This window comes from Ignavibacteriales bacterium (assembly GCA_026390775.1).
Classification (GTDB): domain Bacteria; phylum Bacteroidota; class Ignavibacteria; order Ignavibacteriales; family Melioribacteraceae; genus Fen-1258.
The window spans coordinates 658,541-683,558 of sequence record JAPLFF010000003.1; the positions used below are offsets into that span (position 1 = coordinate 658,541).

20 protein-coding genes and 1 riboswitch are annotated in these 25,018 nt (G+C 32.6%); of the genes, 5 read left to right on the forward strand and 15 right to left on the reverse strand.

From position 1 onward, the window contains the following. Positions 1–57: 57 nt before the first annotated feature. Genes NTZ27_03335 through fni form a run of 8 tightly spaced genes read right to left on the reverse strand, consistent with a single transcriptional unit; the run spans position 58 to position 9,663 of the window. Positions 58–663, reverse strand: a complete 606-nt coding sequence (locus NTZ27_03335) for a hypothetical protein (protein ID MCX6173769.1) — start codon at positions 661–663, stop codon at positions 58–60. Then, a complete protein-coding gene (locus tag NTZ27_03340) occupies positions 635–1,786 on the reverse strand; it encodes a PQQ-binding-like beta-propeller repeat protein (protein ID MCX6173770.1) in 1,152 nt (383 codons plus the stop codon). Before NTZ27_03340 ends, NTZ27_03335 begins: the two co-directional genes overlap by 29 nt. Then, positions 1,783–4,587 (reverse strand): hypothetical protein, encoded by a 2,805-nt coding sequence (locus NTZ27_03345; GenBank protein MCX6173771.1) that lies wholly within the window; start codon positions 4,585–4,587, stop codon positions 1,783–1,785. Before NTZ27_03345 ends, NTZ27_03340 begins: the two co-directional genes overlap by 4 nt. Beyond that, on the reverse strand, positions 4,584–5,612 hold the full coding sequence (locus NTZ27_03350) for a bifunctional phosphoglucose/phosphomannose isomerase (GenBank protein ID MCX6173772.1): 1,029 nt from the start codon (positions 5,610–5,612) through the stop codon (positions 4,584–4,586). Before NTZ27_03350 ends, NTZ27_03345 begins: the two co-directional genes overlap by 4 nt. A gap of 8 nt (positions 5,613–5,620) precedes the next feature. After that, entirely contained in the window at positions 5,621–7,369 is a 1,749-nt protein-coding gene (ptsP, locus tag NTZ27_03355; protein ID MCX6173773.1) for a phosphoenolpyruvate--protein phosphotransferase, read from the reverse strand. Position 7,370: 1 nt separating this feature from the next. Further along, positions 7,371–7,637: an HPr family phosphocarrier protein gene (locus tag NTZ27_03360; protein MCX6173774.1), complete on the reverse strand. Its 267-nt coding sequence runs from the start codon at positions 7,635–7,637 to the stop codon at positions 7,371–7,373. Then, positions 7,634–8,626 (reverse strand): polyprenyl synthetase family protein, encoded by a 993-nt coding sequence (locus NTZ27_03365; protein ID MCX6173775.1) that lies wholly within the window; start codon positions 8,624–8,626, stop codon positions 7,634–7,636. The genes NTZ27_03360 and NTZ27_03365 overlap by 4 nt, the downstream gene beginning before the upstream one ends. After that, entirely contained in the window at positions 8,623–9,663 is a 1,041-nt protein-coding gene (fni, locus tag NTZ27_03370; protein MCX6173776.1) for a type 2 isopentenyl-diphosphate Delta-isomerase, read from the reverse strand. The genes NTZ27_03365 and fni overlap by 4 nt, the downstream gene beginning before the upstream one ends. A 182-nt stretch (positions 9,664–9,845) precedes the next feature. Here fni and NTZ27_03375 point away from each other — a divergent pair, with 182 nt between their 5' ends. Further along, on the forward strand, positions 9,846–11,153 hold the full coding sequence (locus NTZ27_03375) for an MFS transporter (GenBank protein MCX6173777.1): 1,308 nt from the start codon (positions 9,846–9,848) through the stop codon (positions 11,151–11,153). Between the two features lie 41 nt (positions 11,154–11,194). On the opposite strand, the gene NTZ27_03380 is transcribed toward NTZ27_03375, so the two are convergent. The 3 genes from NTZ27_03380 to NTZ27_03390 are packed head-to-tail and all read right to left on the reverse strand — an operon-like array spanning position 11,195 to position 14,345. Continuing rightward, on the reverse strand, positions 11,195–12,058 hold the full coding sequence (locus tag NTZ27_03380) for a hypothetical protein (protein ID MCX6173778.1): 864 nt from the start codon (positions 12,056–12,058) through the stop codon (positions 11,195–11,197). 23 nt (positions 12,059–12,081) lie between these two features. Then, entirely contained in the window at positions 12,082–13,542 is a 1,461-nt protein-coding gene (locus tag NTZ27_03385; protein MCX6173779.1) for an MFS transporter, read from the reverse strand. Positions 13,543–13,595: 53 nt separating this feature from the next. Beyond that, positions 13,596–14,345, reverse strand: coding sequence for a methyltransferase domain-containing protein (locus tag NTZ27_03390; GenBank protein MCX6173780.1), 750 nt, complete (start codon positions 14,343–14,345; stop codon positions 13,596–13,598). Between the two features lie 158 nt (positions 14,346–14,503). Between NTZ27_03390 and smpB the strand changes: the two genes are divergently transcribed. The 4 genes from smpB to NTZ27_03410 are packed head-to-tail and all read left to right on the forward strand — an operon-like array spanning position 14,504 to position 17,704. Beyond that, the gene (gene smpB, locus NTZ27_03395; GenBank protein ID MCX6173781.1) at positions 14,504–14,959 is read left to right on the forward strand and encodes an SsrA-binding protein SmpB; all 456 of its coding nucleotides are present in this window, start codon (positions 14,504–14,506) and stop codon (positions 14,957–14,959) included. 18 nt (positions 14,960–14,977) lie between these two features. Then, entirely contained in the window at positions 14,978–16,210 is a 1,233-nt protein-coding gene (gene tyrS, locus NTZ27_03400) for a tyrosine--tRNA ligase (GenBank protein MCX6173782.1), read from the forward strand. A 1-nt stretch (position 16,211) separates the two neighbouring features. Next, positions 16,212–16,772 (forward strand): arginine decarboxylase, pyruvoyl-dependent, encoded by a 561-nt coding sequence (locus NTZ27_03405; GenBank protein MCX6173783.1) that lies wholly within the window; start codon positions 16,212–16,214, stop codon positions 16,770–16,772. An 8-nt stretch (positions 16,773–16,780) separates the two neighbouring features. Beyond that, entirely contained in the window at positions 16,781–17,704 is a 924-nt protein-coding gene (locus tag NTZ27_03410) for a TerC/Alx family metal homeostasis membrane protein (GenBank protein ID MCX6173784.1), read from the forward strand. Here NTZ27_03410 and NTZ27_03415 read toward each other — a convergent pair. The 4 genes from NTZ27_03415 to NTZ27_03430 all read right to left on the reverse strand — a co-directional run bounded on the left by NTZ27_03415 (position 17,667) and on the right by NTZ27_03430 (position 25,000). After that, positions 17,667–19,079, reverse strand: a complete 1,413-nt coding sequence (locus NTZ27_03415; GenBank protein ID MCX6173785.1) for a sodium:solute symporter family protein — start codon at positions 19,077–19,079, stop codon at positions 17,667–17,669. The genes NTZ27_03410 and NTZ27_03415 overlap by 38 nt on opposite strands. Further along, on the reverse strand, positions 19,066–19,719 hold the full coding sequence (locus tag NTZ27_03420) for a thiamine diphosphokinase (GenBank protein MCX6173786.1): 654 nt from the start codon (positions 19,717–19,719) through the stop codon (positions 19,066–19,068). The genes NTZ27_03415 and NTZ27_03420 overlap by 14 nt, the downstream gene beginning before the upstream one ends. Next, a complete protein-coding gene (locus NTZ27_03425) occupies positions 19,719–22,214 on the reverse strand; it encodes a TonB-dependent receptor (GenBank protein MCX6173787.1) in 2,496 nt (831 codons plus the stop codon). The genes NTZ27_03420 and NTZ27_03425 overlap by 1 nt, the downstream gene beginning before the upstream one ends. Before the next feature lie 57 nt (positions 22,215–22,271). Then, positions 22,272–22,371: riboswitch (TPP riboswitch) on the reverse strand. 19 nt (positions 22,372–22,390) lie between these two features. Further along, positions 22,391–25,000 (reverse strand): LysM peptidoglycan-binding domain-containing protein, encoded by a 2,610-nt coding sequence (locus tag NTZ27_03430; protein ID MCX6173788.1) that lies wholly within the window; start codon positions 24,998–25,000, stop codon positions 22,391–22,393. Positions 25,001–25,018: the final 18 nt, after the last annotated feature.

Here is a 25,018-nt window from a genome sequence, read left to right on the forward strand (position 1 = left end):
ATGTAGTACCTCAACCCCAAAACGTAAAGACTCACTACAAACAAATCTTTACAAAGATTAATCTGTTAAAAACTTATAGATCAAATAACCAAAATTTATTTGCAACAATCCGAAAGCCACTCCGCTGTATAGATCCAAATGATCTACTTCATCAAGTGTAGATTGATTTTTTGTTTGAAGATAATCATCATATTTTCTATCGGCTTTGATCTTGAAATATGCCGCAACACCGCCTAATACAGTTGCACTTCCAATCAAAATCTTAAAAGCATTCGAACTGAAGAAATTTTCCGTTTTGTTTTTATTTATATACTCATAAATGTCTGGTTGAATGGAAGAATATTCAGTCGGTTTCATATTATAGTTGAAATGATAATCTTTACCACACTCCGGAATTCGAAGAGTATCATAAATATTTTTTTGGCCCCATTTAAAAGAGGAATTTTGAATAAATAATAAATGATTTCCTTTGGTAAGATTAACCTCAGCTTTCTCCTTCCCAATTAATAAAGTATCAACATAAATACGGGCATCAGGTTTGTTCGTAACAATTTCAACCTTACTATTACAGTCCTGTGCGAAGCAGTTTACAGAAGAAAATATAATAACCGCAATAAATGTTAGTGCTAAATTATTATTCTTTATTTGAGATCTGATACGCATTAATTATTCCCTTATCGGCACCTAAATATAAAATGCCGTCATAATAAACAGGAGATAGTTTAACTCTCTTTTCAAAATCATAAGTTTTAGTTATCTCTCCGCTGTTAGTATCAATAAAATAAATTTTTCTATTCAGATCAGGTTGAACAAGATAATTTTTGAAAAGTAAAGGTGTAGTATTTATCACTCCGCCGGTCTCTATTTCCCAATTTATCTTGCCCGATGATTTATCGATACAAAATATTTCTCCTGCAAGATTTCCAACAAATACTTTATCCTCATTTATAACCGGGGTAGAAAGAATTTTACTTTTTGTATCAACTGTCCAAACAATTTTCCCATCATTAACTAAGACACAAAATAATTTTCCGCTGTTATCTCCGAAGTATGCATAATCCCCATCGATCGAAAAATTTCCTTCAATGCCATTACATATATTTATTCTATATTTTATTTCACCGGTATTAGACGAAACTGCGATCAACTCCCCCTTTTCATTTCCAAAAAGAATTAAGTTTCCGTTAGATGCGGGTGAAGATTTTGTTGCAGTTTTTATATTCAAACTCCATTCTCGTGAACCGATAAAATTAAATTTAATTAATTCTCCTTGATCTGTAAGCACAACAACACCATCATTCAATTTTATCATTTCATTTTGTACGCTGCCGTAAAGATTTGATTCAAACAAAACCTTTCCATTTACGTAATCAAAAATTTTAAGTACTGAATATTTTTCATTGAACTGATTTAGCAAAATAAATACTCTAAAATTATTAATGATTGGAGCAATAGAAAGAGAGCCGGAATATTTTTCATAACCGAACATTTCGCCTGAGGTTCTATCAAACGCATATAACTTGCCGGATAAATCTCCAACAAAAAGAATATTATCATAAATAATAACAGATGTATTAGCTTGGCTACCATTTGTTTCAGCAAACCATTTTAATTTTATGTTGTCTTCAACTGATATATTTTGAAAAAACTTTCTTTCTGAATTTTCCCCAAACATAAAATAACCGGAACCACCGACTATCATATTTTTCAAAACAATTGAATGAGAACAACTTAAAAGAATTAAGACAATAAATGGTGAGATATATTTGATATGTGTCTTTTTCAAAAATCCCATCCGAAGAAAAACTGATAAAATAAACCCTGTTGTAGTTGAGTAAAATCTTTTTCAATTTTTTTGCCAATATCATACCTCAAAGCAAAAACATTGAATATGTTTATTCTAATTCCAGCGCCGATGCTTCCTAATGTTTCTTTGTAATCTTTATCCCATGCGGCACCGGCATCAAAAAATACCGCTCCTCTGATCTGGGAAAAAGATAAACCTAAGAATGGGAAATTAATAGTGAATTGATCAACAAGCGGAAATCTTAATTCTATAGAGGATAACCACATTTTCTCACCACGTATAGACCAAAGATTCCAACCGCGCAAGTCCCAACTTCCGCCCGCGAAATACCTTCTTGCTTCTTTACCATCATTAATAAAAATTGCTGCTCGAGTTGCTAAGCTGCTTCTTAAACCTAAGCGGAAATATTTTCTATAATCGGCTATAATGGAATAGTAGTTTACATTACTGTATTTCACATCGCTGGTGTAGCCGAGTAATAATCTAAATCGTGAACCGTCAACCGGACCGGTAGCAACCCAAATTGCATTATCATGAACAAAAGAAATAGTATTAGTTACCAGAAGAGATTTTCTAGTAATGAAACTTCCGGATAATTCTTTATCAGAATTTGCAATATCCATTTCAGCTTCAAGACGCTGGAATGTTGAGAACGGATAAACAAGAGAAATGTAACCACCGAAAACTCTTTCGTAAAAATATTCGTCTGACTCTCTAATATCGTAGCGTCTTCCCGAATAGTTGAAAACCCCGAAACCGTAATTTGTTCTATCTTTCAAACTAACACGGGCAAGTGATAAATTAAAATTTTTCAGAATCTCACTTTGTACTTCTGCTGTATTAGAAATATAAAATACATATTGTTCATCGCCTAAGAGATCGCTTAAGCTTAATAACGCACCGCCTCTTGTTCCGTAAACCGGATCGGTTACTAATTGACTAACTGCATAATCTAAATTGTATTCCTTTTCATATTTAAGTCGGTCATACTCGGCAGTTAGTTTGATCCTATCAGAAGTCCACATCGATCCTAAATTATCAAAATTAAATGATACGTACTTTTCGTTTTTTGTAGTATTTAAATCAAGAGAATAAAATTGAAACGAAAAATTTTCAAATCCGGAAGTAACAAGAGTATTCTTATCAACAAATGAAAAATCATAAACACTTGTTATGAACTTTGTAACTTGAGTCATTCCGTTTGCTCTATCTCCGCTTACGGGAATTTTCCAAATATTATAAGTGCCGTCATAATCGCTTGTAAAGTAGAGCTCTGAAAAATCCGGTGAGAAATGCGGAGTAGAAATATTTGCGTTAACATTTGTTAGGTAAGATATTTCATGTGTAGTCAAATCGTATTCAAACAGATTATACTTTTGCTTAAAAAGTCCGTCAGTTCGGTCTGACGAAAATATTATTTTACTTCCGTCTTTATTAAATGTAGGATCAATATCTTCGTAATAATCATTAGTTAAACGAGTCAGTTGTTTTGTATTTAGATTATAAATAAATAAATCGCTAAAACCTTTTGTATCAGTTGCAGTAAAAACGATTTGATTGCCATCTGTAGAAAAACTTGGAGCTTTAATTCTGATCAATCCGTCAAACTGAAAAGTATTAATTAGCTTTTCTTCTTTGACTGAATAAACATGCAGAACATCGGTAGCTTGGCTTCTTGTAATGAAAGCAAGTAATCCGTTGGAAGAAACTGAAAAAGTATTTTCTAGTAGATGGAATGCTTCAAAAATTGCATCACGTTCGCCTTCAATTAAAACTTCAGCTTCGGCATAATCTGAACTATCCGGTTTATAATCCATCCGCATAACGGAAGTGTAACCGACATGATTACCGATGAAATAAATTTCTTTTTTATTACCATTCTGAAAAAATCTTGGAGCAAAATTGAAACCGGCATTAGTAATTTTTTTTGCTTGAATGAAATGCGGATAGTTTTCTTTGTATAGTGGGAAATATTTTTGTCTTAAATCGTAGGTCCACTTATTATCAAGATCATTTATTTTTTCACCGGTTACAAATTCTAATAGATCTGTGAATTTATTAAACCTCCAAAAGTTTTCTAACAAAGCAAGTATTTTATCTTCACCGTAATTCTTTCCAACAAATTCAAGAAATTTTTGTCCTTCTTTATACATTAAGTATCCGGCGAGATATTCAAGATCAGTAAGTGGAATAAAATTTCCATTAAGAACAGCATCACGCATTACCATTTCGGATTGTGTGTCCCAATCGGACGACCAATATTCTGCCAGACCTTCTACAAACCAAAGCGGCGGCATTTTATCCGTGTTGATTCTGTGATCGTTCAATTCATTATAAATTTTGTTTGTCATGAAAACATGAACCAACTCATGTCTGATCACATGTTTAAATTGTGCAAGATTTCCTAGATAAGGAATAACAACTCGTCCTTTCATAAATTCAAAAAAGCCGCCGATACCTTCAGGAATAAATCCAGGAGAAATATTTGTTTGCTGGAAATGTGTATGCGTGTTGTAAAAGATTAAAGGAATTTTATTTGTTACGTAGTGATTGAATTTTGTTTTGTGGGATTCGAATGCTTCTTCGGCATACTTAGCACCTATCTCAGCAATTTCTGTAAAGTCATCATAATAATAAATGTTGAAGTGTTCAGTCTTAAGAACTTTCCAATTAAATTTTTCGTATTGAACTTTGTTACGTCCGAAGAAGTAAAATTGGGCGGAAATAATTTGAGGAGTTAAAAATATAACTAGTAAATATATCCGCCAATTTTTTATCAAAGATGAGCCTTTAAGTAATTTATACTATCAATACTTGTCGGATCAAATTCGCGTAATACTGCGTGGTAAAAAGTTGCCCAATCACCTAAATAAATTAAATCAACCAATCTTAGTTTTGCATTCGCTTCGTTACTTGTAAGATTAATAACTTCCGCTCCGGCTTTTCTAACCATTTCGGAAGTTAGATCAAATCGTTTCTTAACTTGTGGATGATAATCTTCATCAAGAATATTAATTAATTTTAAATTCATTGTAGGTTTATATCCTTCCCAACCTAAAATCTCATTGTGATCGAGTTCCGGTAAATATCCAAAGAACGCATGATGTTTTGCATTCTCATTAAACTGCCCTTTTATTCTTGTTCCCACAACAGATGTATAATCGCTAACTGCATAAATCAATGGAATAAAACCAAGCATCTGTTCGGCTAAATTCAATGCAGCATTATTTTCTTTCGAATATTCTAATCCTTTTCTTTTTAATAACTCGATGACTTGTTTAACATTCTTAGTTTGACTGGGAACTAATTTCAATGAATGGACAATCTTAAGCAATGTAAAAAAATTTATCCAAAGAGCAAATCTTGGTTGATAACCTTTTAAAAGTTTTGCAAATGGAATTTTCTTTTTCATTGCAATCTCTTCAAGCTTACCACCGGTTGATAAACAAACAATTTGGCATTTCTTTTTTATTGCTTGATTCAATGCTGAAATTGTTTCTTCAGTATTGCCTGAGTAAGAAGATGCAATTACTAAAGTATTTTCATTTGCATAAGGAGGCAGTTCGTAATTTCTGTTAACGGTGTAAGGATATTTTAATTCAGTGCGCAAATAATTTTGTAAAAGATCACCGCCGATTGCAGAACCGCCAAGACCAGTAAGAATAATATTTTTGATCTTAGAAGTTTTAACGGATGATACTCTAAACTTATTGTTCCATGCATATTCCACCTGCACATAAGAATCAGTTAATACTTTGAATTGATTATGGACATCATATTTCGAAATCATTTCTTGTAAGTTCATTATAATCCTCAATAAAGATTTATTATTTGGTTTTTTATTTTTCTGTTATAATACTCATGAATTGCATCGTTTATTTCTTTTTCAGTCTTGAGTTCTAAACATTTATTTGCCAAAAGTTCTACTTCTTTCAGATCAATGCTTCTTATTATTTTTTTAATGTGAGGAATAGCAGAAGCTGAAACACTTAACGATTCCAATCCTAGTCCTATTAATAACGGAACTGCAAACGGATCGGCAGCCATTTCACCGCACATACTAACCGGTGTTTTCGTTTTTTTACCATTATTAATTATGTGGTAAAGCGTTCTAACTACAGCAGGATGAAATTCTTGATAGATATTCGAGACAATATCATTTCCTCTATCAACTGCAAGTAAATATTGAATTAAATCATTTGTACCAATGCTGGCAAAATCAACTTCATCAGCAAAATCTTGCATCATCACAGCTGCGGACGGAATCTCGATCATAATTCCAACGCTCATATGCTTATCGAAGTGTTTCCCTTCTTTTTTTAATTCGGATTTACATTGATCAATAATTTCTTTTGAAGTTCGGATTTCATATAGAGAAGAAATCATAGGCAGCATAAATTTTATATTTTTATGTGTACTTGCTCTTAAGACTGCACGTATTTGAGTTTTGAAAAGTTGAGTATTATCTAACAACAAACGAATTCCTCTCCAGCCTAAAAACGGATTTGGTTCTTTTAGATCAACAGGCAAAACTTTATCTCCGCCGATATCAAATGCACGGATTATTACAATTTCAGGATAGATCCTTTCCGCAATATTTTTATAAACACTGAATTGTTCTTCTTCATCAGCGAATGTTTCGTAGACTTCGAACAATTGTTCTGTGCGTACCAGACCAACACCTTTTGCCCTGTTCTGTACAATAAATTCCATCTCTTCAATTAGATCAAGATTTGCCAACAGTTGAATCTCTTTCCCATCTAATGTCGTTGCAGATAAATCGCGGAGTTTAATTAATTCATGATCTTCTTTCGTAAGCTTATCAATTTTCTTTTGATAGTGTTGAAGCTGTTTATCGTTAGGATTAATAATTACTTCACCTTTATATCCGTCAATAATTATAAGATCATTTTCTTTAATCCTATTAGTTGCATCATGCAGACCAACTACTGCCGGAATATTTAACGATCTTGCAACAATCGCAGCGTGAGAAGTTAAACCACCAAAATCCGTTACGTATCCTTTAACATTTACACGTGAGAATAAAACCGTATCTGATGGAGTTACAGTTGTAGTAATTACTACAACATCATTAGTAATTCTGGATTTCCATTTTTTCTTTTTGAGATTTCTAATAATTCTATTCTTTATGTCCTCAATATCATGAGAACGCTCTTTCATATAAGATTCATGCGAGAGGTTCATAAGATCTGTGTATTTAGAAATCTCATCATTTACAATGTATTCAGGGACGCGTTTCTCATTTTTAATTCTACTTTGAATAGTTGCTACAAGAATCGGATCGTCAAGAATCATAATTTGGGCTTCGAATATTGCGGCTCTCTTTTCACCTAGTTTATCAACAGCAAGAGAAAATATTTTTCTTAATTCTTTTTTTGATTGGTGCAGAGCTGTTTCAAGATTTTGTAGAGCTTCATTTACATCTGTGATTGGATCATTAACAATTTCTTCTTTTTCTTTTTTGTAAAGAAATGCCTTCGATATTGCTATACCAGGTGCTGCAGCAATCCCTTTTAAAATATTTTCTGATTCAGATTTCATATTATAGCTCGTCAAATCCTCTGTTGAAATAATCTACTATTTCTTTTGAAGCATGTTCTTCATCTTCCCCGTCAAAGATCAACAATATTTCAGATCCTTTTTCAGCAGCAAGTGTCATAACACCAATTATACTTTTTCCGTTTATGTGAAGACCATCTTTATTTAGGAAAAAATCGCATTTGTACTTTGATGCTAATTTTACAATTGTCGCTGCCGGACGGGTGTGCAAACCGGCATTATTTATAATTTTAATTTTATATTCGATCATTTGTTCCTTGTAATAAGAGCATTAGCTAACCAGATCATTAAATTTTTACCATCACTATCTTCTAATGAAGATAAATTCTTTAATGCCAATTTAGTGTATTTCATAATCTCGTGCTCAGCATCTTTAATAACTCCTAATTTCAAATAGAGATTACTATACTTATGAATTTCACTTCGTGAAATTCCCTTTTGCTTTATAACTTTGATAAGTTCAGTCCGATCTTTAACATTAGATTTTTCAAGTGCACGTAAAAATAAATAAGTCTTTTTCCCTTCAACTAAATCACTTCCAATTGTTTTCCCAATTTGATCTTCTTCGCCAACAATATCGAGCAGATCATCTTGTATTTGAAAGGCCATGCCGAGATTTTTACCATAATTTGAAACTGCTTTAATTTCTTTTGCTGAAGCACCACACAGTTGTGCACCGATGGAACAGCACATTTCAGCCAACGCTGCAGTTTTCTTATAGATCATTCTTTGGTATTCAGTTATAGAAACGTTTTGTCGAAGTTCAAAATCTTTATCTAAGCTTTGCCCTTCACAAACTTCAATTACACCATGTGTAAATGCTGAAACAATTTCTTTTACATTATTCTTACAATCTTTTAGAAGACTATCGTAAGCAAGTGCAATTAAATTATCACCAGCGAGTATTGCAGTGTTAACATCATACTTTTTATGAAGAGTTTTTCTTCCTCGACGTTTTGGGGAATTATCCATTATATCATCATGTGCGAGAGTAAAGTTGTGAAGTATTTCAACTGCAATTGCTGCATTATATACATTCTGGAATTTTCCACCAATAGCTTTCGATGAAATTAGAACAAGAAACGGACGAAGACGTTTTCCTCCTCCATTTAGAATATAAGAACAAGGTTCATACAGAGATTTTGGTTCTTTCCCTTTGAGAAGTAAACTTAATCTCTTTTCAATTATTGAAATTTCAGCGTGATAAATGTTATTAAATTTTCCCGAATTAGAATTCAATACAGTTCCTCTTTTCTTATCAATCCAACTTTCTTGAAATTTTGAATATTTTTACTTCCTGTTAAGTACATAATTCTTTTTACTATTGAGAACCAAGATTGAATTAATTCTACAACACTATTTATATCATTCTTCACAACTTTTTGTAAAATAATTCTTGCAGATGCAGCAAGATCAGCACCAAGTGCAATTGATTTCGCAATATCAGCTCCGTTTGAAATTCCGCCGGAAGAAATAAGTGTAAAATCAAAATCTTTTTTTAATTCCTTAACTTTTCTAACACAATATGATGTAGGTAAACCCCATTCTTGAAAATAATTATCGGTTTTATTACTTCTTTTTAATTCCACAGCAGCCCAGCTTGTTCCACCTGCACCTGATACATCAATTCCTTTTACACCAGCTTCCAAAAGTTTTTTTGCTGCCAGTTTGCTTATTCCGGAACCAACTTCTTTAACAATCACCGGTGTTTCTATTTTTAAACAAATCTTCTCAATATTTTTAATCAAACCCTTAAAATCCGGTGCACCTTCTGCTTGCAATAATTCTTGAAGTGGATTAACATGGATGACCATTGCATCAGCTTCAACGAGATCAATTAGCAATTTGATATCGTTAATCAAATTTTTAGATTTTGCAACTTGAGCTGCGCCAATATTTCCGAGTATAGGAACCTTTCCGGCATTCTTTCTAACTACTCTATAAGTGGAGTGATACTTTTTATCTTCTAAAGCCTGTCTTTGGCTGCCAACTCCAATTGGAATTTGTAGTTCATTAGCCACGATTGCCAATTTTTCATTAATTCTTTTAGCTTCTTCAGTTCCGCCAGTCATACAAGAAATTAAGAATGGATAATTAATTTTCTTTTTAAGGAACCTAGTTGATAGATCAATTTTATTAAACTCAACCTCAGTTATTGCGTAATGTTCAAATTCATAGTTCTCAAATCCATTAGTCTTTGTCTTGAATGAAACCTTCTCAGAAAGACAAAGTTCTATGTGATCTTTTTTCCGCTTTGATGTATTACTTTCTTGCATGAATATTACTTTTTTATTTCGTGAACAAAATAAATATTTTTTAAGTGAGATTCTTTGTTTGCTTTTATCTCATTTAACAAGAATCTATTTTTTTAAGTCTATTGTTAATTCTTTTCTTAGAATTTTATATAACAATCGGTTAAATTGCTTTTAAAATAATTATTAAATCATAAGGTAACTTTATGGCAAAAGTACGATTAAATTTCTGGCAAGTTTGGAATATGAGCTTTGGGTTTTTAGGAATACAATTCGGTTTCGCTCTTCAGAATGCAAATGTCAGTAGAATATTTGAAACATTGGGAGCGAGCATAGATCAAATTCCAATCTTATGGATTGCAGCCCCTGTAACTGGATTAATCGTTCAGCCAATCATAGGTTATTTAAGCGATAGAACGTGGGGAAAATTAGGCAGACGTCGCCCATATTTTCTAATTGGTGCTATACTTGCTTCTCTTGCATTATTAATAATGCCCAACTCTCCAGCACTTTGGGTCGCCGCGGGTATGTTATGGATTATGGATGCATCAATAAATATTTCTATGGAACCTTTCCGTGCTTTAGTTGCTGATCTCCTGCCTTCAGAACAACGAACTACTGGGTTTGCTGTTCAAAGTTTTTTTATAGGAACTGGAGCAATCATTGCATCAGTCTTGCCATATATTTTTACCAACTGGCTTGGAATTAGTAATACTGCACCAGCAGGACAAATTCCACCATCAGTACGCTATTCTTTTTATATAGGCGCATTTGCATTTATATCAGCAGTTGGTTGGACAGTCTTCCGAACTAAAGAGTATCCTCCAGAGAATATAGAACAATTTGAACATAACAAATTGCAAAGTAAGGGTTTACTTAAGGGAGTTGCTGAAATATTTAAATCTTTTATTGGAATGCCTAAGACAATGATTCAACTTGCTGTCGTACAATTTTTTTCTTGGTTTGCACTTTTTGCAATGTGGATTTACACTACACCTGCCGTTACTCATCACATATATGGTGCAACAGATACTTCCTCTAAACTATTTAATGAAGGAGCAAATTGGGTTGGAGTTTTATTTGCGATCTATAATGGTTTTGCAGCACTTACAGCATTTTTACTTCCATGGATTGCAAAAAGAACTTCCCGCAAAACTGTACACATGATTAGTCTAATTTGTGGAGGAATCGGGCTTGCATCATTTTATGTTATTAAGAATCCAAATCTTTTACTCATTTCTGAATTAGGAATTGGTTTAGCTTGGTCATCAATTCTTGCAATGCCTTATGCAATACTCGCAGGTTCCATTCCTTCTGAAAAGATGGGTGTTTATATGGGCATCTTTAATTTCTTTATTGTAATACCCCAAATTACTGCTGCAGCTATACTTGGTTTTTTTGTTAAACATTTTTTCAACAATGATGCTATATACGCATTACTTATTGGAGGTGCGTCAATGATTATTGCAGCTGCTTTAGTAATGTTTGTAAATGATTTAGATGAAGTGAAGTGAAATAAAATGCAATGAACTAAATAGACAAAAAATTCATAGGACTATTTTAAGTTCTGTTTTTGTGCTTTGCGATTTATTTTAACTTCAACACTGTAATTATTCTTATACTTTTGGTTTGATCCGGTATAATCATATAATTCAACAACTATGTAGCGAGGTTTATCTTTTACATTTTCAGTAAATGTAACAGACTTTTCTTTATAATCTTCAATAGTTAGCCAGTTGGATGATTTCATTTGCCATTCTTTACCAACACACAATTTAATTTTGTCAGTTATTGTTTTGAAAAAAATTTCAGCTTTTTGTAATTCATTGCTATTGTAAAATGATGCATTATATGAACCATCCTCTTCATCAATAAACGCATCTACAGCATCATTGAGTTTTACTAGTTGTTGAGTTGCCAAATTCGGGTTCTCTAATAAAAAGAAATATGCAATAGAGTGTGCAACTAGAAAATCTAATGTAGAGCAGAAATCTGATGTGCTGTCAAGCGATAAAGCATTTGGTTCTGCTATTGCAGTTTGCAAAATGTAATTTCCTAAAGAATTCTCGGATCCAATTACGTACAAAACATATTTACCTGAGATTGTAATTGTGGTTACTATATTTCCATAACCTTTATTATTTCGATCACTTTGTTTGAATATCTTTCCTTGAGAATTAACCAATGCAAGACTCGGTTGAAATTTTTGTGTGTACACAACAAAATTTACAGCTTCTCCTTCGAAGAGTTCAATTTCATAACCATCATACCGACCAAAATCTTTTTTATATAAATCCTTGGCTGTCAACTCTCCTTTAATTTCATTAAAATCAACTTGGATTTTTTTGGGTTTCTCTTGAGCATAATTGATCTGAGAAAGAATTATCATCAAAACAAAAACATATTTCCATACTTTCATTTAATTGCCTCTTGAATTCAAAACTAATGTCCTTTTGCAAATGATTTTTCACTTACAGTTTTAACTTTTGAATCATGTACCATTAACCAGAGTAGAGCGGACACGGCTAATGAAATAGCACTTATAATAAAAATAATATTCTTGTTGCCGGCATTTTGAACAAATGTACCTAAAACTAAACTGACAAATAATTGTGGCAACACAACCGAAAGATTAAATACGCCCATGAATAATCCCATACGATTCTTATTTACTTTTTCAGACATAATTGCAAACGGTAAACTTACTATTGCGGCCCAACCAACACCAGCGACAGCCATTAATATCCAAACAATTAGTGAACTAGTACCCATCAAAACTATTCCGAAGTAAGCAAGCGACATCACAGCTAAACATAAAAAGTGAGTTTTTACTCTTCCAATTTTTTCTGTGATCGGCTCAAGAACAAATGCCGGTAGAATAGCACCTACCGCACTCAATATTAGAAATGAAATTGATAATATTTGTCCAGTCTCAACCGGTGAAGATGGATTTAATTTCTGTTCGATATAACCGATCATATAAACAAACATTGTTTGCACACCGATCCACGAAAATGAATTTGCGGCTAGAACTTTTTTATATGAAACTATCCCATACTTATCATTTTTATCATCTTCTTTTTTAACAACTGTTTTTAATACAAAGAATAAAGAAACTATTAGGAGCCAAATAATAATATACTGATTAACATCAGGTGATAACTTTACAAATGAAGAAACTATAAAATGAATTGCTAACAGAATAAAACCATATAGTGGTTCTAAGATAGATATGAATTCTTCGAATGAATACGTAGAACTTTTGGAATCTTTTTCAACTTCTGAAATCAATTCACGAGGTTCATCAATAAAAAACATTGGTATTAATGAAAAAGCAAGGACAAGAAATACTCCAAAATAGATCAAAAAATAATTTCCAAAGATTGCCCCGAGCGCATAAGCAAGAACTCCAAATGAACCGGATATTGTTTGCATCCAGGTATAACCTTTAGTTCTTGGTACACCTTCGGGAGTAACATCAGCAATTATAGCCCTTGTTGGATTAAATGAAACGTTGATCGCCAAATCCAAAGTGAGAGCAACAAAGACTGCGACAACAATTATATTACTCACTCCAAAAAATCCGCTGATCTTGTCAATATTGGGAAGTGCAAATAACATTAATGCCGCTATTGTTCCGCCAATTAAAATAAATGGTCTTCTTCTTCCATTCCAGAACCAAACTTTATCACTTATTAATCCTACAATCGGTTGACCGATTATTCCGGCTAAAGGTCCCGCTGCCCAGACAAAGCCAATCTCATGAAGATCTAAATTATATTTTGTCCGCATTAACCAACTAAGTGCAGCTATTTGAATTGACAGAGCAAAGCCCATTGCTGTGGAAGGTAAACTAAGTATTGAATAAAAAGTATTGGAGAGTTTCTTCTGCATCTCTGACATTATGACCTCTAACTATTTCAAGTTTTGTGTAAAGATATTGATTGCATAATTAATTAAAAAGGTTTTTTCTGTAACAAAGTTTCGCATCCAAAAGAAATATACTCTTTTAATATTGGAATCTTCGGGAGTTTGATCGTTGGTAAACCAAATCGTAAAGCGTATATAGGTCTAAACAGAAAAAAATCTTTTTTGATCGGTATGAAATTCTGCAGTAAACACTGAAATTCAAACTCGTGAACGGTACACCCTGTGCCGTAATGCAGCTTGATTTCATCAATATATCCTGCATCCTCACCTAATAATTTTGCAACTGGTTTTAAAATAGACTTTGGAAGAATGTGTAAATAAGGAATCGTCTTTAAGAAACTTTTTCCGATTTGCTGATGACCGGCAAATGGTGATCGTTTTGGAGGAAAGCTTATAAATAGAAATCCATTATAGTTAAGTAGTTTACCAAGGTTGTCAAAAGCTGCTTTTTTATCCGACACATGTTCTATCACTTCACGGATAATTATTACATCAAAGGTTTCGGATAATTGTCCCGGTAGTTTTGAATCAGTAATATCTCCAACTATAATTTTAAGATTATGATTTTTCTTTATGGCTGTTTCAGCACGTGTGGGACTTAGCTCAACTCCAACTACATGCATTCCGATCTCTTGCAGAGTTTCCAATAAACCGCCTTCGGCACATCCAACTTCTAAAACTTTCATTTTATGAAAATCCGAAATCATTTTTTGGAAATAAGGAAGTAAATATTCTTTTGTATATTGTTTTTGTTCGTAGAAATGTTTTTCAGCCATAGTATTCTTTTAGAAGTTATATGAAAATTTAATCAAACATTTCGAACGAGCCAAAATTCCTTAAGCAATTTGGCTCATAAAATCTTTTTTTTGTGATAATGTTAATTCCTTGCAATTAACTCGCAATAAAAATAAATTTTGCCATCAATTATAGAATTATGACTGAGAGTTCGACAGAAAAGAACATTACCGTTAACCGAAAAGCAAAACATGATTATTTTATTCTTCAGACTTACGAAGCGGGTATTGTTTTAGTAGGAACGGAAGTAAAAGCATTAAGACAGAACAAAGCTAATCTTGTTGATAGTTACGCAACTCTGGCAAACGATGGAGTTTGGTTACATAATGCAAACATATCCGTCTATGAACAAGGTAGTATAAACAACCACGATCCGGTTAGAAAAAGGAAATTACTTCTTAATAAAAGTGAAATTAGAAAGTTGGACAAAGCTGTTACAGAAAAAGGAAATACATTAATTCCTTTACGGCTTTATTTCAAAGATGGTTTAGTAAAAGTAGAATTGGCAGTAGCAACCGGCAAGAGACAGTACGATAAACGCGAAGATATTGCCAAGCGAGATTTAATTAGAGAAATGCAAAGAAAATTTAAGTAGCTTTTTCAGGAGACAATATTGAATAAAAAAACTCTCTTCCCACCTCTTAAAGAACAGATGGACTTGATCAAAAGAGGCGCTTCTGAAATTATCCCTGAAGAGGAATTAGTTCAGAAATTAGAAAAATCTATAAAAGAAAATAAACCGCTTAACATCAAACTTGGCTGCGATCCTACACGTCCAGATCTCCATCTCGGTCATTCAGTTGTATTACGCAAGTTAGCTCAGTTCCAACAACTCGGACATACAGCAATTTTAATCATTGGCGATTTTACCGGAATGATTGGTGATCCGTCCGGCAGAAACAGTTCACGTCCTCCCCTTTCTTTTTCGGAATCGCGCGAGAATGGAAAAAGTTATTTTGAACAAGCATCAAAAATTTTAGACCAAGTAAAAACAAAAATTGTTTACAATTCTGAATGGCTTGGAAAGATGACTTTTGAGGATGTGATTAAACTTGCTTCGAAATATACTGTTGCAAGGATGTTGGAACGTGACGATTTCACAAAAAGATATAAAGGCGGAATACCAATAAGTATGCATGAGGTATTATATCCATTAGCACAAGCGATGGATTCGGTTGCAATTCAAAGTGATGTTGAGTTAGGCGGAACGGATCAAAAATTTAATTTACTTGTAGGACGTGATATTCAACGTGAGTTTGGAATGCAGCCGCAAGTGATTCTTACTTTACCACTGCTAATTGGTACTGATGGCGTTGAGAAGATGAGCAAATCTCTCGACAATTATATTGGAATAAATGAAACTCCAAAAGATATTTACGGTAAAACACTTTCAATCTCTGACGCTCTGATCTATACTTATTTCGAATTAACAACTGATATTTCAAATGATGAATTAATAGCAATCAAACAAAATCTTTCTGATAAGAAAGTCAACCCGAGAGATATTAAAAGAACTTTGGCAAGAAAATTAGTGGAGATGTATCATTCGGTAGAAGCAGCAATCGAAGCTGAAACCGAGTTTGATAATATCTTTGTGAAAAAAGGTTTACCGGATGAAGTTGCAGAATACAAAATAGATCCTAACACGAAGGCAATGGAGATAATAGATTTAATTGTAGAAGTAGGATTTGCACCATCCAAAGGAGAAGCAAGAAGACTTGTGCAACAAGGCGGTGTAACAATTGACGGAGAAAAAATCAGTAATATTAAAGAAGTAATTCGGTTTGATAAAACTAAAATTCTTAAAGTAGGAAAAAGAAATTTTATTAAAATAATAGGTAAATAAAATGGAGGATAATAACTTGTACGTTCCAACAAAAATCTTTTTTACGAAAGGTGTCGGTAAACATAAAGAGTATCTTGCATCATTCGAGCTTGCTCTTCGAAATGCCGGCATTGAAATATGTAATCTAGTTTCAGTCAGCAGTATCTTCCCTATCGGCTGCAAGAGATTGAGCAAAGAACAAGGTTTAAAATTACTCAAGCCGGGACAAATTACACATTGTGTGATGGCACGGAACGCAACATGTGAACCGAATAGATTAATTGCCTCCTCTCTCGGTGTAGCAATTCCTGCCGATAAACAAATGTATGGATATCTATCAGAACATCATCCTTATGGAGAAACCGAAAAAATTGCCGGAGATTATGCTGAAGATCTTGCCGCAACAATGCTTGCAACTACTTTAGGAATAGATTTCGATTCTGATAAAGCATGGAACGAGAGAGAGCAGGTTTATAAAATGTCTAGAAAAATTGTTAACACTTTTAATATTACTCAATCTGCTCAAGGTGATAAAAAAGGACTTTGGACAACTGTGATTGCAGTTGGAATTCTACTTCCTTAAGAAAGATTATGCATAATCATTTTATTTTTTGGGTAATATTTTCAGTTATCATCATAGTTATGTTTTATATTGACCTTTCTGTAACTGCTCATAGAAAAGGTAAGATCAGTATAAAGTCAAGTCTGATCTGGAGCGGAGTGTGGATTGGTACAGCACTTCTATTCAATCTCCTTATACTTCTTTTTTTAGAAAACGGGAAACAAAAAGCGATTGAATTTCTTGCCGGTTACCTTGTAGAAAAATCACTTTCATTAGATAATCTTTTTGTTTTTCTTATGATTTTTAATGTGATGGGCATTAAAGATGAGAACCAACCTCACGTTCTTAAGTGGGGAATTATTTCAGCCATTGCAATGAGAATCCTTTTTATACTTGCCGGAATTGCTCTCATAAACATGTTCCATCCGATTATTTATTTCTTTGGTGCTCTTCTGCTTTATGCTGCATATCATATGGCGTTTGGAGAAGAGACACAAATTGATCTTGAAAACAACCGATTAGTAAAATTTGTTTCGAAGGCATTTAGAATTTTACCAAAGTATGAAGGTAGAAAGTTTTTTCTTACACAAGAAGGTAAATTATTTTTTACTCCGCTTTTTTTAACTTTAATTTTAGTTGAAGCTGCTGATGTTATATTTAATCTTGATTCTGTTCCTGCGGTTATAGCTATCACAACAGATTCATTTATTGTAATTACATCTAACATATTCGCCATACTTGGTCTTCGTGCATTATATTTTGCTTTAGCAGGAATTGTTGATTTGTTTGTTTATCTCAAATATGGTGTTTCAGTTATTCTTACTTTCGTAGGATTGAAAATGTTGGTTGCAGATTATGTTGTAATATCCACAGCTTTATCATTAGGAATAATTATTCTTTGTATTGCTGTTTCTGTTATTCTTTCTTTGATGAAAAAGAAACATGTTTCTTAAAATTAATTATTCCAATTACATGGACAATAAAAACGAATAATAATCCGGCTATCATTGGCTCGATTTGTTGTAATAATTCGTTTTTCAATTTCTCTCGTACAAAAAACCAAATCACACTTGAAGTAACTCCTCCTATAATTTCTACTATAGCATAATTTTTTGAAACTCTTATTTTTTCATAGTAAGCACCAAAGACAAGAAAAATAATTCCCGGAATACAAACACTTCCGATCAAATACCAAATAGTAATTACTGATTGAATAAAATATGCGATTAGAATACTTATACATGCCGTTACGATTAATCCAACTCTTGTATAATTTGGAATTTTTTCTATTGTTGATTTCTTTTTGAGCTTAAAAACAAAATCTCTTCCGAAAGTAGTAGCACTAAGAAAAATGAAACTGTTAAGAGTTGAAATTATAGTTGCGAACATTGCTGCGTAAAAAATTCCTTTAATTCCGCTTCCTAATATTTTTTCTGCATAAAGTGGAAATGATTGAACAGGATTTGGAAGATTTGGTAATGAAGCTCTTGCAAATAGGCCGGTTGTTGTAGTAAGAAAATCAAACAACCCCATAAATAGAACTGAAATAATAATTCCCCACTTAGCAACGTTTCCATTTTTTGCCGCATAACATCGCTGATGGAATCCTGGATCAGCGAAGGTCCAGAGTGCTATTAAAAACCAGACTAAAATGTAAATTGGAGAAACATTTGAAGTTAATGACAGATGTTCTTTCGGCAAATTTTGTTTTAAGAAATTCAGATCACCTACTTGAGAAAATGAAATGTAAACAATCAAGATGAATCCAATAAACATTATAAAAAACTGAAAGACATCGGTATATAAATCTGATTTATACCCACCTTTAAGTAAGTAAATTCCGGAAACAATGAAACTAATGATTAAAGCCGGAAGTAAGTTAATGTTGAAAATCATACTAAGAAGGCTAGCTACCATTAATAAATATGGCGCAGGCGAAACAAGTATGAATACAAGAACTGACGAGAATATCCCTACAGTTTTTCCATAGATTTGTTCTAACTTATCGGGTATAGTAAATAATTCTGCACTACGAATTTTTTTAGCAAAAAATATTGCGAACAAAATTGCAAATATGTAGTAAGGTAAACCTTGAGTGAACCAACTCAACAGTCCGTACCGATAAGTAAATTCACCCACACCAAGTATTCCACCATACCAGGTTGAAACATTTGTCATTATGAACAGAAATAAACCAACATTTCTACTAGCTAATAAATACTCGGAAAAATTTCCTTTCGGTTCTTTCTTAGGCAAGAAACCAATTAGAAATAGGATAGCAAAGAACACAGAAATAATAATAAAATCGAGTAGACTAAAAGAGACCATGTTTTTCCAATAAATCAAAATCACGTATAACAAAAATTATTCCGCCCTTAATTTGTAATTGCACTTTGTTATTAACTGCAATATTACTTGTACTTTCCTTTTGCCCAAACGGAAGAGTAATATTTTTCAAAGGATATTTTAATCCGGATGATTTAACACGAGTTTTAAAATCAAATCCATAAAGTGAAATGATTTCGTTTGGGATAGTTGTTAGAATAATATTTCCGGTATATGCTGATAGTAATGATTTTTGATGAATGATCAATATTTTAATTTTATTAAAATATTTTAATACAATACCAAGATTACAGAAAGAATGATCCAATCTGTCTCCAGTTGCACCAAGCAATATCACTTCATTATATCTCTTCTTCATTACAAATTTTAAACATTTTTCAACATCAGTATCATTCTGCCGATTAATTTTTATTATGTCACACTTGTTACTGTAATACTCATAAACATCCGGTCTTATGGAATCAAGGTCTCCAATAATATATTTTGGAATTAGATTTAAAATTTTAGCTGAATTAGCACCACCATCGGCACATAATAATGTTTTATAACCTTTATCTTGCAAAAATTTGACTGTATTCTTACTAGGAAGAAACCCATTAGCAAGAATTATACATTTCTTCATTATAGACCTAATTTAATACCAAATAAATAATTTCTTTCAGCTGCCGGGAAAAATTCTTTACCAATGCCATAAGCTGCATATAAATTATTAAATACATTAGTAATTTGGAAAAAGATTCTCATATTCTTTGCTGCTGGTTCCATTGTCAAATTATAAGATAAAAAAAGATTCGCAACAAAATATGGATCTACTCTATTATCCGAGTAATCAGTAAATCCCGGATAATTATTATTAAGTGATGAAAGTTGAGTATAGTAGTTATCTGTATAAAACTCGCTTACATATTTTGTAGAAAATTGCAAAAGGAAATTTTCTGAATGATATTTTAATATTGCATTAAAAGTAAAGTAAGGAAATCCGCTTATGGAGTTTCCATCAAGATTAAGCACGGCTGATTTACTATTACCATTTTGCTGATCAGTGTAATTAATAAAAGCAACACCTTTACTAATGTAATTCTTCGATAAAGATGCATTAGAAATAAATTCTATATTCTCGTTTAATTTAAAATTACCAAGTAGTTCAGTTCCATAATGAATTGTCCTATCCATATTGCCGGTTATTGGCTGGCCGAAGCGATCAACCTGACCTTGTTGAACAATCTCGTTATTAAATATCATATAGTATAAATTAAACGACAAACTCATATTTGTTGAAGAATACATTGAACCAAATTCAAAATCATTCATGGTTTCAGGTTTAACTAAAGGTTTTGAAAAATCATAATTCCCTAACGAATTAATTTCGAATAGTGGAGCAGCTCCTCCGCTTGATTCTGCGGCATCATAATAATTATTCAATCTTGGTTCTCGAGATACTCGAGCATAATTTAGATAAAAGTTAAAATCGGGTGATACTTTAAAATTAAAACCTAACCGTGTATTTAGAAAAGTATTATCAACTTTAAAATTATTATCTAAATACTTTTCATTAGATAGTTTATAAATGCTACTTATAAGCTGAACTTCTGCTTGTAAATTTGTTTGTTCATTTAGGTTATACTTTTCATTAACATAAAAATTGAAAATATCTTTACCACCGTTGTATTCATAATAACGATAATTTTTATTCAATCCGTCAGGTAATCCGTCCGCGAACAAAATGCTCCCCCAGTGAAGGGATTTATGAAATCGTAATTCTCCGCCAACGATTAATTCCCCATTATCATGTATAATATTTATCCTAGGAATCCAGCCCCATTGTTTATTCTCAACCATAGCTCTTATTAAAGCATTCCCGGGATTTTGTGTTGTATTGAATCCGAAGTTTTTAGTTATTCTGAAATAATTTGTATCAGCCCAAGATCCATCATAATCAAAGAAACCATTTCCAAGTACTAGAAAAAGTGCTGAGTTGAAAGTTATTTTCTCATTTAGTTTCAACTCGTTTAATAATTCAAAATGCGGTTGAGAAAAATTTTCAATCTCTTCAGGGCGTCTATCAATTGAATAAGTAATTTTCTTATCATTTGCTTCCCAGTAAGAGTAGTTTGCTTTTCGTAATTCATTATTTTTAATAGCAAATTTCGGTAAACCAGTATATGCAAGCCCATCCTCTATCGGACCACCATAAATATTAATTTGAGTCGTTAAATCTCTATCATATCTTACTGCACTTAAATGAATAGATTTAAAATCTATCCAGCTAGAATTACGGTAACCACTACTCAATGTTTGAGATACTTTAGCATAAAAAGAATATTTATTCGAAATTAACCCGCTTGAAAATTGTGCAGAATATTTTCGTGTATTAAAACTTCCAATCGAACTCGAGAATTCCATAATAGGTTTATCCGAAAAAGTAGAAGTTATTATATTAATCGAACCTCCTACCGCAGGATAACCAGCCATTCCGGAGCCGGCACCACGCTGAATTTGAATGAGTTCTGTACTTTCTAGTAGATCAGGAAAATCAAGCCAGTAAACATTATTGTCTTCAGGATCATTTTGAGGAATGCCGTTAATCGAAACCGAAATTCTTCTTTGATCGAATCCACGAATACTCAGATAATTATAACCAAGTCCATTCCCGTTCTCAGAATAAAATGTTACGGATGGTTGGTAGCTTAAGAATTCAGGTATATCTTGATTAGTATATGTTTCTCTTAACGTTAGTTTACTAATTTTTGAATATGTAACCGGTGTAGTTCCTTCATTACCGATACTACCCTTAACAAGTATTGTTTGGCTGGTAATAATTTTACTTTTTAGATATACTATATCATTATACTGCTTCTGAAATTGTTCAACACTAACTTTTATTGGCTCAAATCCAACATGAGAAAATAAAATTATCTCATCGGGTTTTATATACTCGCGAAATTCAAAATCTCCTTCTTGATTTGTTGTTACAATTTCTTTTTCCGTTTCAATTGTAACGGTTACAAATGGAATTGGTGATTTATCATCGCTATTTAACACTTTACCTTTGAGGACTATATTTTGTGCTAATATAACAGCAGTATTAAACAAGAAAAGAACAATTAAGTATTTCATTTTATTTCTCCTTTCAGAAAGAAATTAAAAAGCCGTTTGGGAAAACGGCTACACTTAATTATTCCTATCCCGTTTTCCTACGCTGGCATTACCCAGATCAGGTTTAAGGGTTTTTTCTCAGCCACTCTATCTTACGAGGGCACCCCTAACAGCTTGAATTTATTTATTAGAACAATTTAATTTTGAATTTTTATACTTTGACCAATTTTCACACGTTCGTCTTTTAACTTATTCCATTCAATTAAATCTTTTACATGTACTTGATATTTCTTTGCAATTGTCCAAAGAGATTCACCTTCTTTAATCTTATGCATAGTAGATGAACTTTTTGAAGATCTTTCATTAGCATTCTCTTTAGAATTATTTTTACTGACTAACTCTTTTTTGGATTTTTCAACTTTAGATGCATCAATATCAGAATAAATTGAAATTGATTTTCCAGCAACGAGTTTATTACTGCTTAAATTATTCCACTGTTTAATATCAGCAATAGTTACTTTGAACATTTCTGCAATTTCACCAATAGTGTTGCCTGGTTTAATTTTATAACTAACAACATTAGATTCTTTTCGAGTTGTATTATCACCTAACGATTTTGCTATGTCTTTACCGTGTACTGCTAACATAGAACCAATTACAATTTTATTAGATGAAAGTTTATTCCATTTTCTTAATTGAGCTGTCGTTGCACCAAACTTTTCTGCTATCTCACCAAGAGAATCACCTCTTTTAACTTTATATTTTGTAATTCTTCCATTATTGTTACCGCTTGAATTATTGCTCGCGATTCTCTTTGTATCACCTGAATAAATCATTAATTTTTTACCGCGCACAAGTCTATTACTTTTTAAGTTATTCCATTCCTTTATTTGTGAAGTGGAAACACCATATCTATTTGCTATACTTGAAAGTGATTCACCATTTCTAATACGGTGCTCTACCCAAGTATCACCAGAATTAACAAATATTAGATTATTCTTTTCTGCTTCACTCATCTTATCTAATGAAGAAAAATATTCGACTTTTTCATTCGGTTCATAAATGCTAAGTTCTTGCCCTACTTTAATTGTAGTTGTATAAGGCAGATTATTCCAATTTCTGATATCTGTTACACGAACTTTGAACAAATCAGCAATATCAATTAAATTATCTTTACTTTTAACAGTATAAGTTACCGGCGATTTTCCTTCCGGTTTAATAAACTTAACTGAATCACCAGCCATTGCTTGATACATTTTTGTAAATTTATCCTGATCAACATTATTTGTAAGTTCTAATTTATACGATGGACTTTCACCTAATGATTTAATTTCTTCTTCAACTGCAGGAAGAATATCAGTATTAACTGCTATATCGTTCTCATTTATTTTGGATACCGGAATTCTTAATTCGGTACCGGGTTGAAGTTTTGTTCGTGTAGAGATATTATTCAAATCAGCAAGTTGAGTTATGCTTACATCGTACTTTGCTGCAATTCCAGATAATTTTTCTCCGTGTTTTACAGTATGTGATGAATATAAAATCTTTGCATTGTCTGGAATATTTTTTAGATTTTCTACAAAAGCATCAAACGATTTTGATGGAATGCGCAGTGGATAACCACCGTCGTAATCTGTAGGAGTAATACTTTGAGTAAGTTCCGGATTCATCTCACGCAATAGTTCAACACTTATCCCGGCACATTTAGCTAAAATTCCAAGATCAATCGCCTCATTAATTTTATAAATAGTAAACTCATGGGGTTTTTCATACTGAATATTTGTAAAGCCATATTTTTCATGTTGACTTGCAATAAGAGTAACAGCTATATATTGTGGAATATAATTTCGTGTTTCTCTAGGTAAGTACGGCCTGATAGCCCAAAAATCACTTGAACCTGATCGTCTCATAGCTTTGCGAACTCTTCCTTCACCGCTATTATATGATGCTACAGCTAAATACCAATCTCCTAATGAAGAATATAAATCTCTAAGATGTTTGGCAGCAGCACGTGTCGCTTTTGCAGGATCTCTTCTTTCATCAATATTAAAACTTACACTTAGATCATACAAACGTGCTGTTCCTTTTACGAATTGCCACATTCCTACTGCTTTTGCCCATGAACGAGCAAACGGACTCAGACCGCTTTCAGGCATACTTAGAAAGATTAATTGCTGAGGTACTTTTTCTTCTTCAAAAATTTTAGCCATTAATGGAAAATATTTACCGGAACGAGAAAGCCAACTTTCTATATAATGTCTTCCTTTGCCAGTAAAATATTCTATGTACTGTTCAACATAGCGATTAACTTCTAATGGAAAGTCTCCAACAACAACTATAACACTCTTTTCAACCGGTACAGGTTTTGTACTATCTTCCTCTGCTATAACATCCGGAATTTTCTTATTCATCCACTCGTCTAAAGCACTGATAGATGCATTTTCAGGTAATTCTTCCAAACCTTCAATATACTTTTGGTAATCTTCCACAATTGAATTTTCTAACTCAACGTAGGTTGTGTTTTCTTCTATATCTGGATAATAGCTAAGTTTATTTACTGAGGATAGAGCTGATTCAAAATAATTAAGAGTCTCAACTTTAAAACCGAGTTTTTGTTGGTATAACGCATTAACATAATCTTTACGGGCACTTTCCAACAATTCATTAATATTAGAAGAAGATTCTACTGTGCGTACCGTATCTTTAATAGTTTGTGTTGTAAATTTTTGTGATGATTTGAAAACTGAACATGAGGACAAAACAACTGTAACAAACAAAACTATTGGTAGGAATAGCAGTTTTTTCACACAGACTCCGTTGTATTG

Excerpts from the sequence above, each read along its gene's own strand:
- NTZ27_03335 (MCX6173769.1), bottom strand. The coding sequence starts at position 663 with ATGCGTATCAGATCTCAAATAAAGAATAATAATTTAGCACTAACATTT.
- NTZ27_03350 (MCX6173772.1), bottom strand. The coding sequence starts at position 5,612 with ATGAACTTACAAGAAATGATTTCGAAATATGATGTCCATAATCAATTC.
- ptsP (MCX6173773.1), bottom strand. The coding sequence starts at position 7,369 with ATGAAATCTGAATCAGAAAATATTTTAAAAGGGATTGCTGCAGCACCT.
- NTZ27_03360 (MCX6173774.1), bottom strand. The coding sequence starts at position 7,637 with ATGATCGAATATAAAATTAAAATTATAAATAATGCCGGTTTGCACACC.
- fni (MCX6173776.1), bottom strand. The coding sequence starts at position 9,663 with ATGCAAGAAAGTAATACATCAAAGCGGAAAAAAGATCACATAGAACTT.
- NTZ27_03375 (MCX6173777.1), top strand. The coding sequence starts at position 9,846 with ATGGCAAAAGTACGATTAAATTTCTGGCAAGTTTGGAATATGAGCTTT.
- NTZ27_03380 (MCX6173778.1), bottom strand. The coding sequence starts at position 12,058 with ATGAAAGTATGGAAATATGTTTTTGTTTTGATGATAATTCTTTCTCAG.
- NTZ27_03385 (MCX6173779.1), bottom strand. The coding sequence starts at position 13,542 with ATGTCAGAGATGCAGAAGAAACTCTCCAATACTTTTTATTCAATACTT.
- NTZ27_03390 (MCX6173780.1), bottom strand. The coding sequence starts at position 14,345 with ATGGCTGAAAAACATTTCTACGAACAAAAACAATATACAAAAGAATAT.
- smpB (MCX6173781.1), top strand. The coding sequence starts at position 14,504 with ATGACTGAGAGTTCGACAGAAAAGAACATTACCGTTAACCGAAAAGCA.
- NTZ27_03405 (MCX6173783.1), top strand. The coding sequence starts at position 16,212 with ATGGAGGATAATAACTTGTACGTTCCAACAAAAATCTTTTTTACGAAA.
- NTZ27_03410 (MCX6173784.1), top strand. The coding sequence starts at position 16,781 with ATGCATAATCATTTTATTTTTTGGGTAATATTTTCAGTTATCATCATA.
- NTZ27_03415 (MCX6173785.1), bottom strand. The coding sequence starts at position 19,079 with ATGGTCTCTTTTAGTCTACTCGATTTTATTATTATTTCTGTGTTCTTT.
- NTZ27_03420 (MCX6173786.1), bottom strand. The coding sequence starts at position 19,719 with ATGAAGAAATGTATAATTCTTGCTAATGGGTTTCTTCCTAGTAAGAAT.
- NTZ27_03425 (MCX6173787.1), bottom strand. The coding sequence starts at position 22,214 with ATGAAATACTTAATTGTTCTTTTCTTGTTTAATACTGCTGTTATATTA.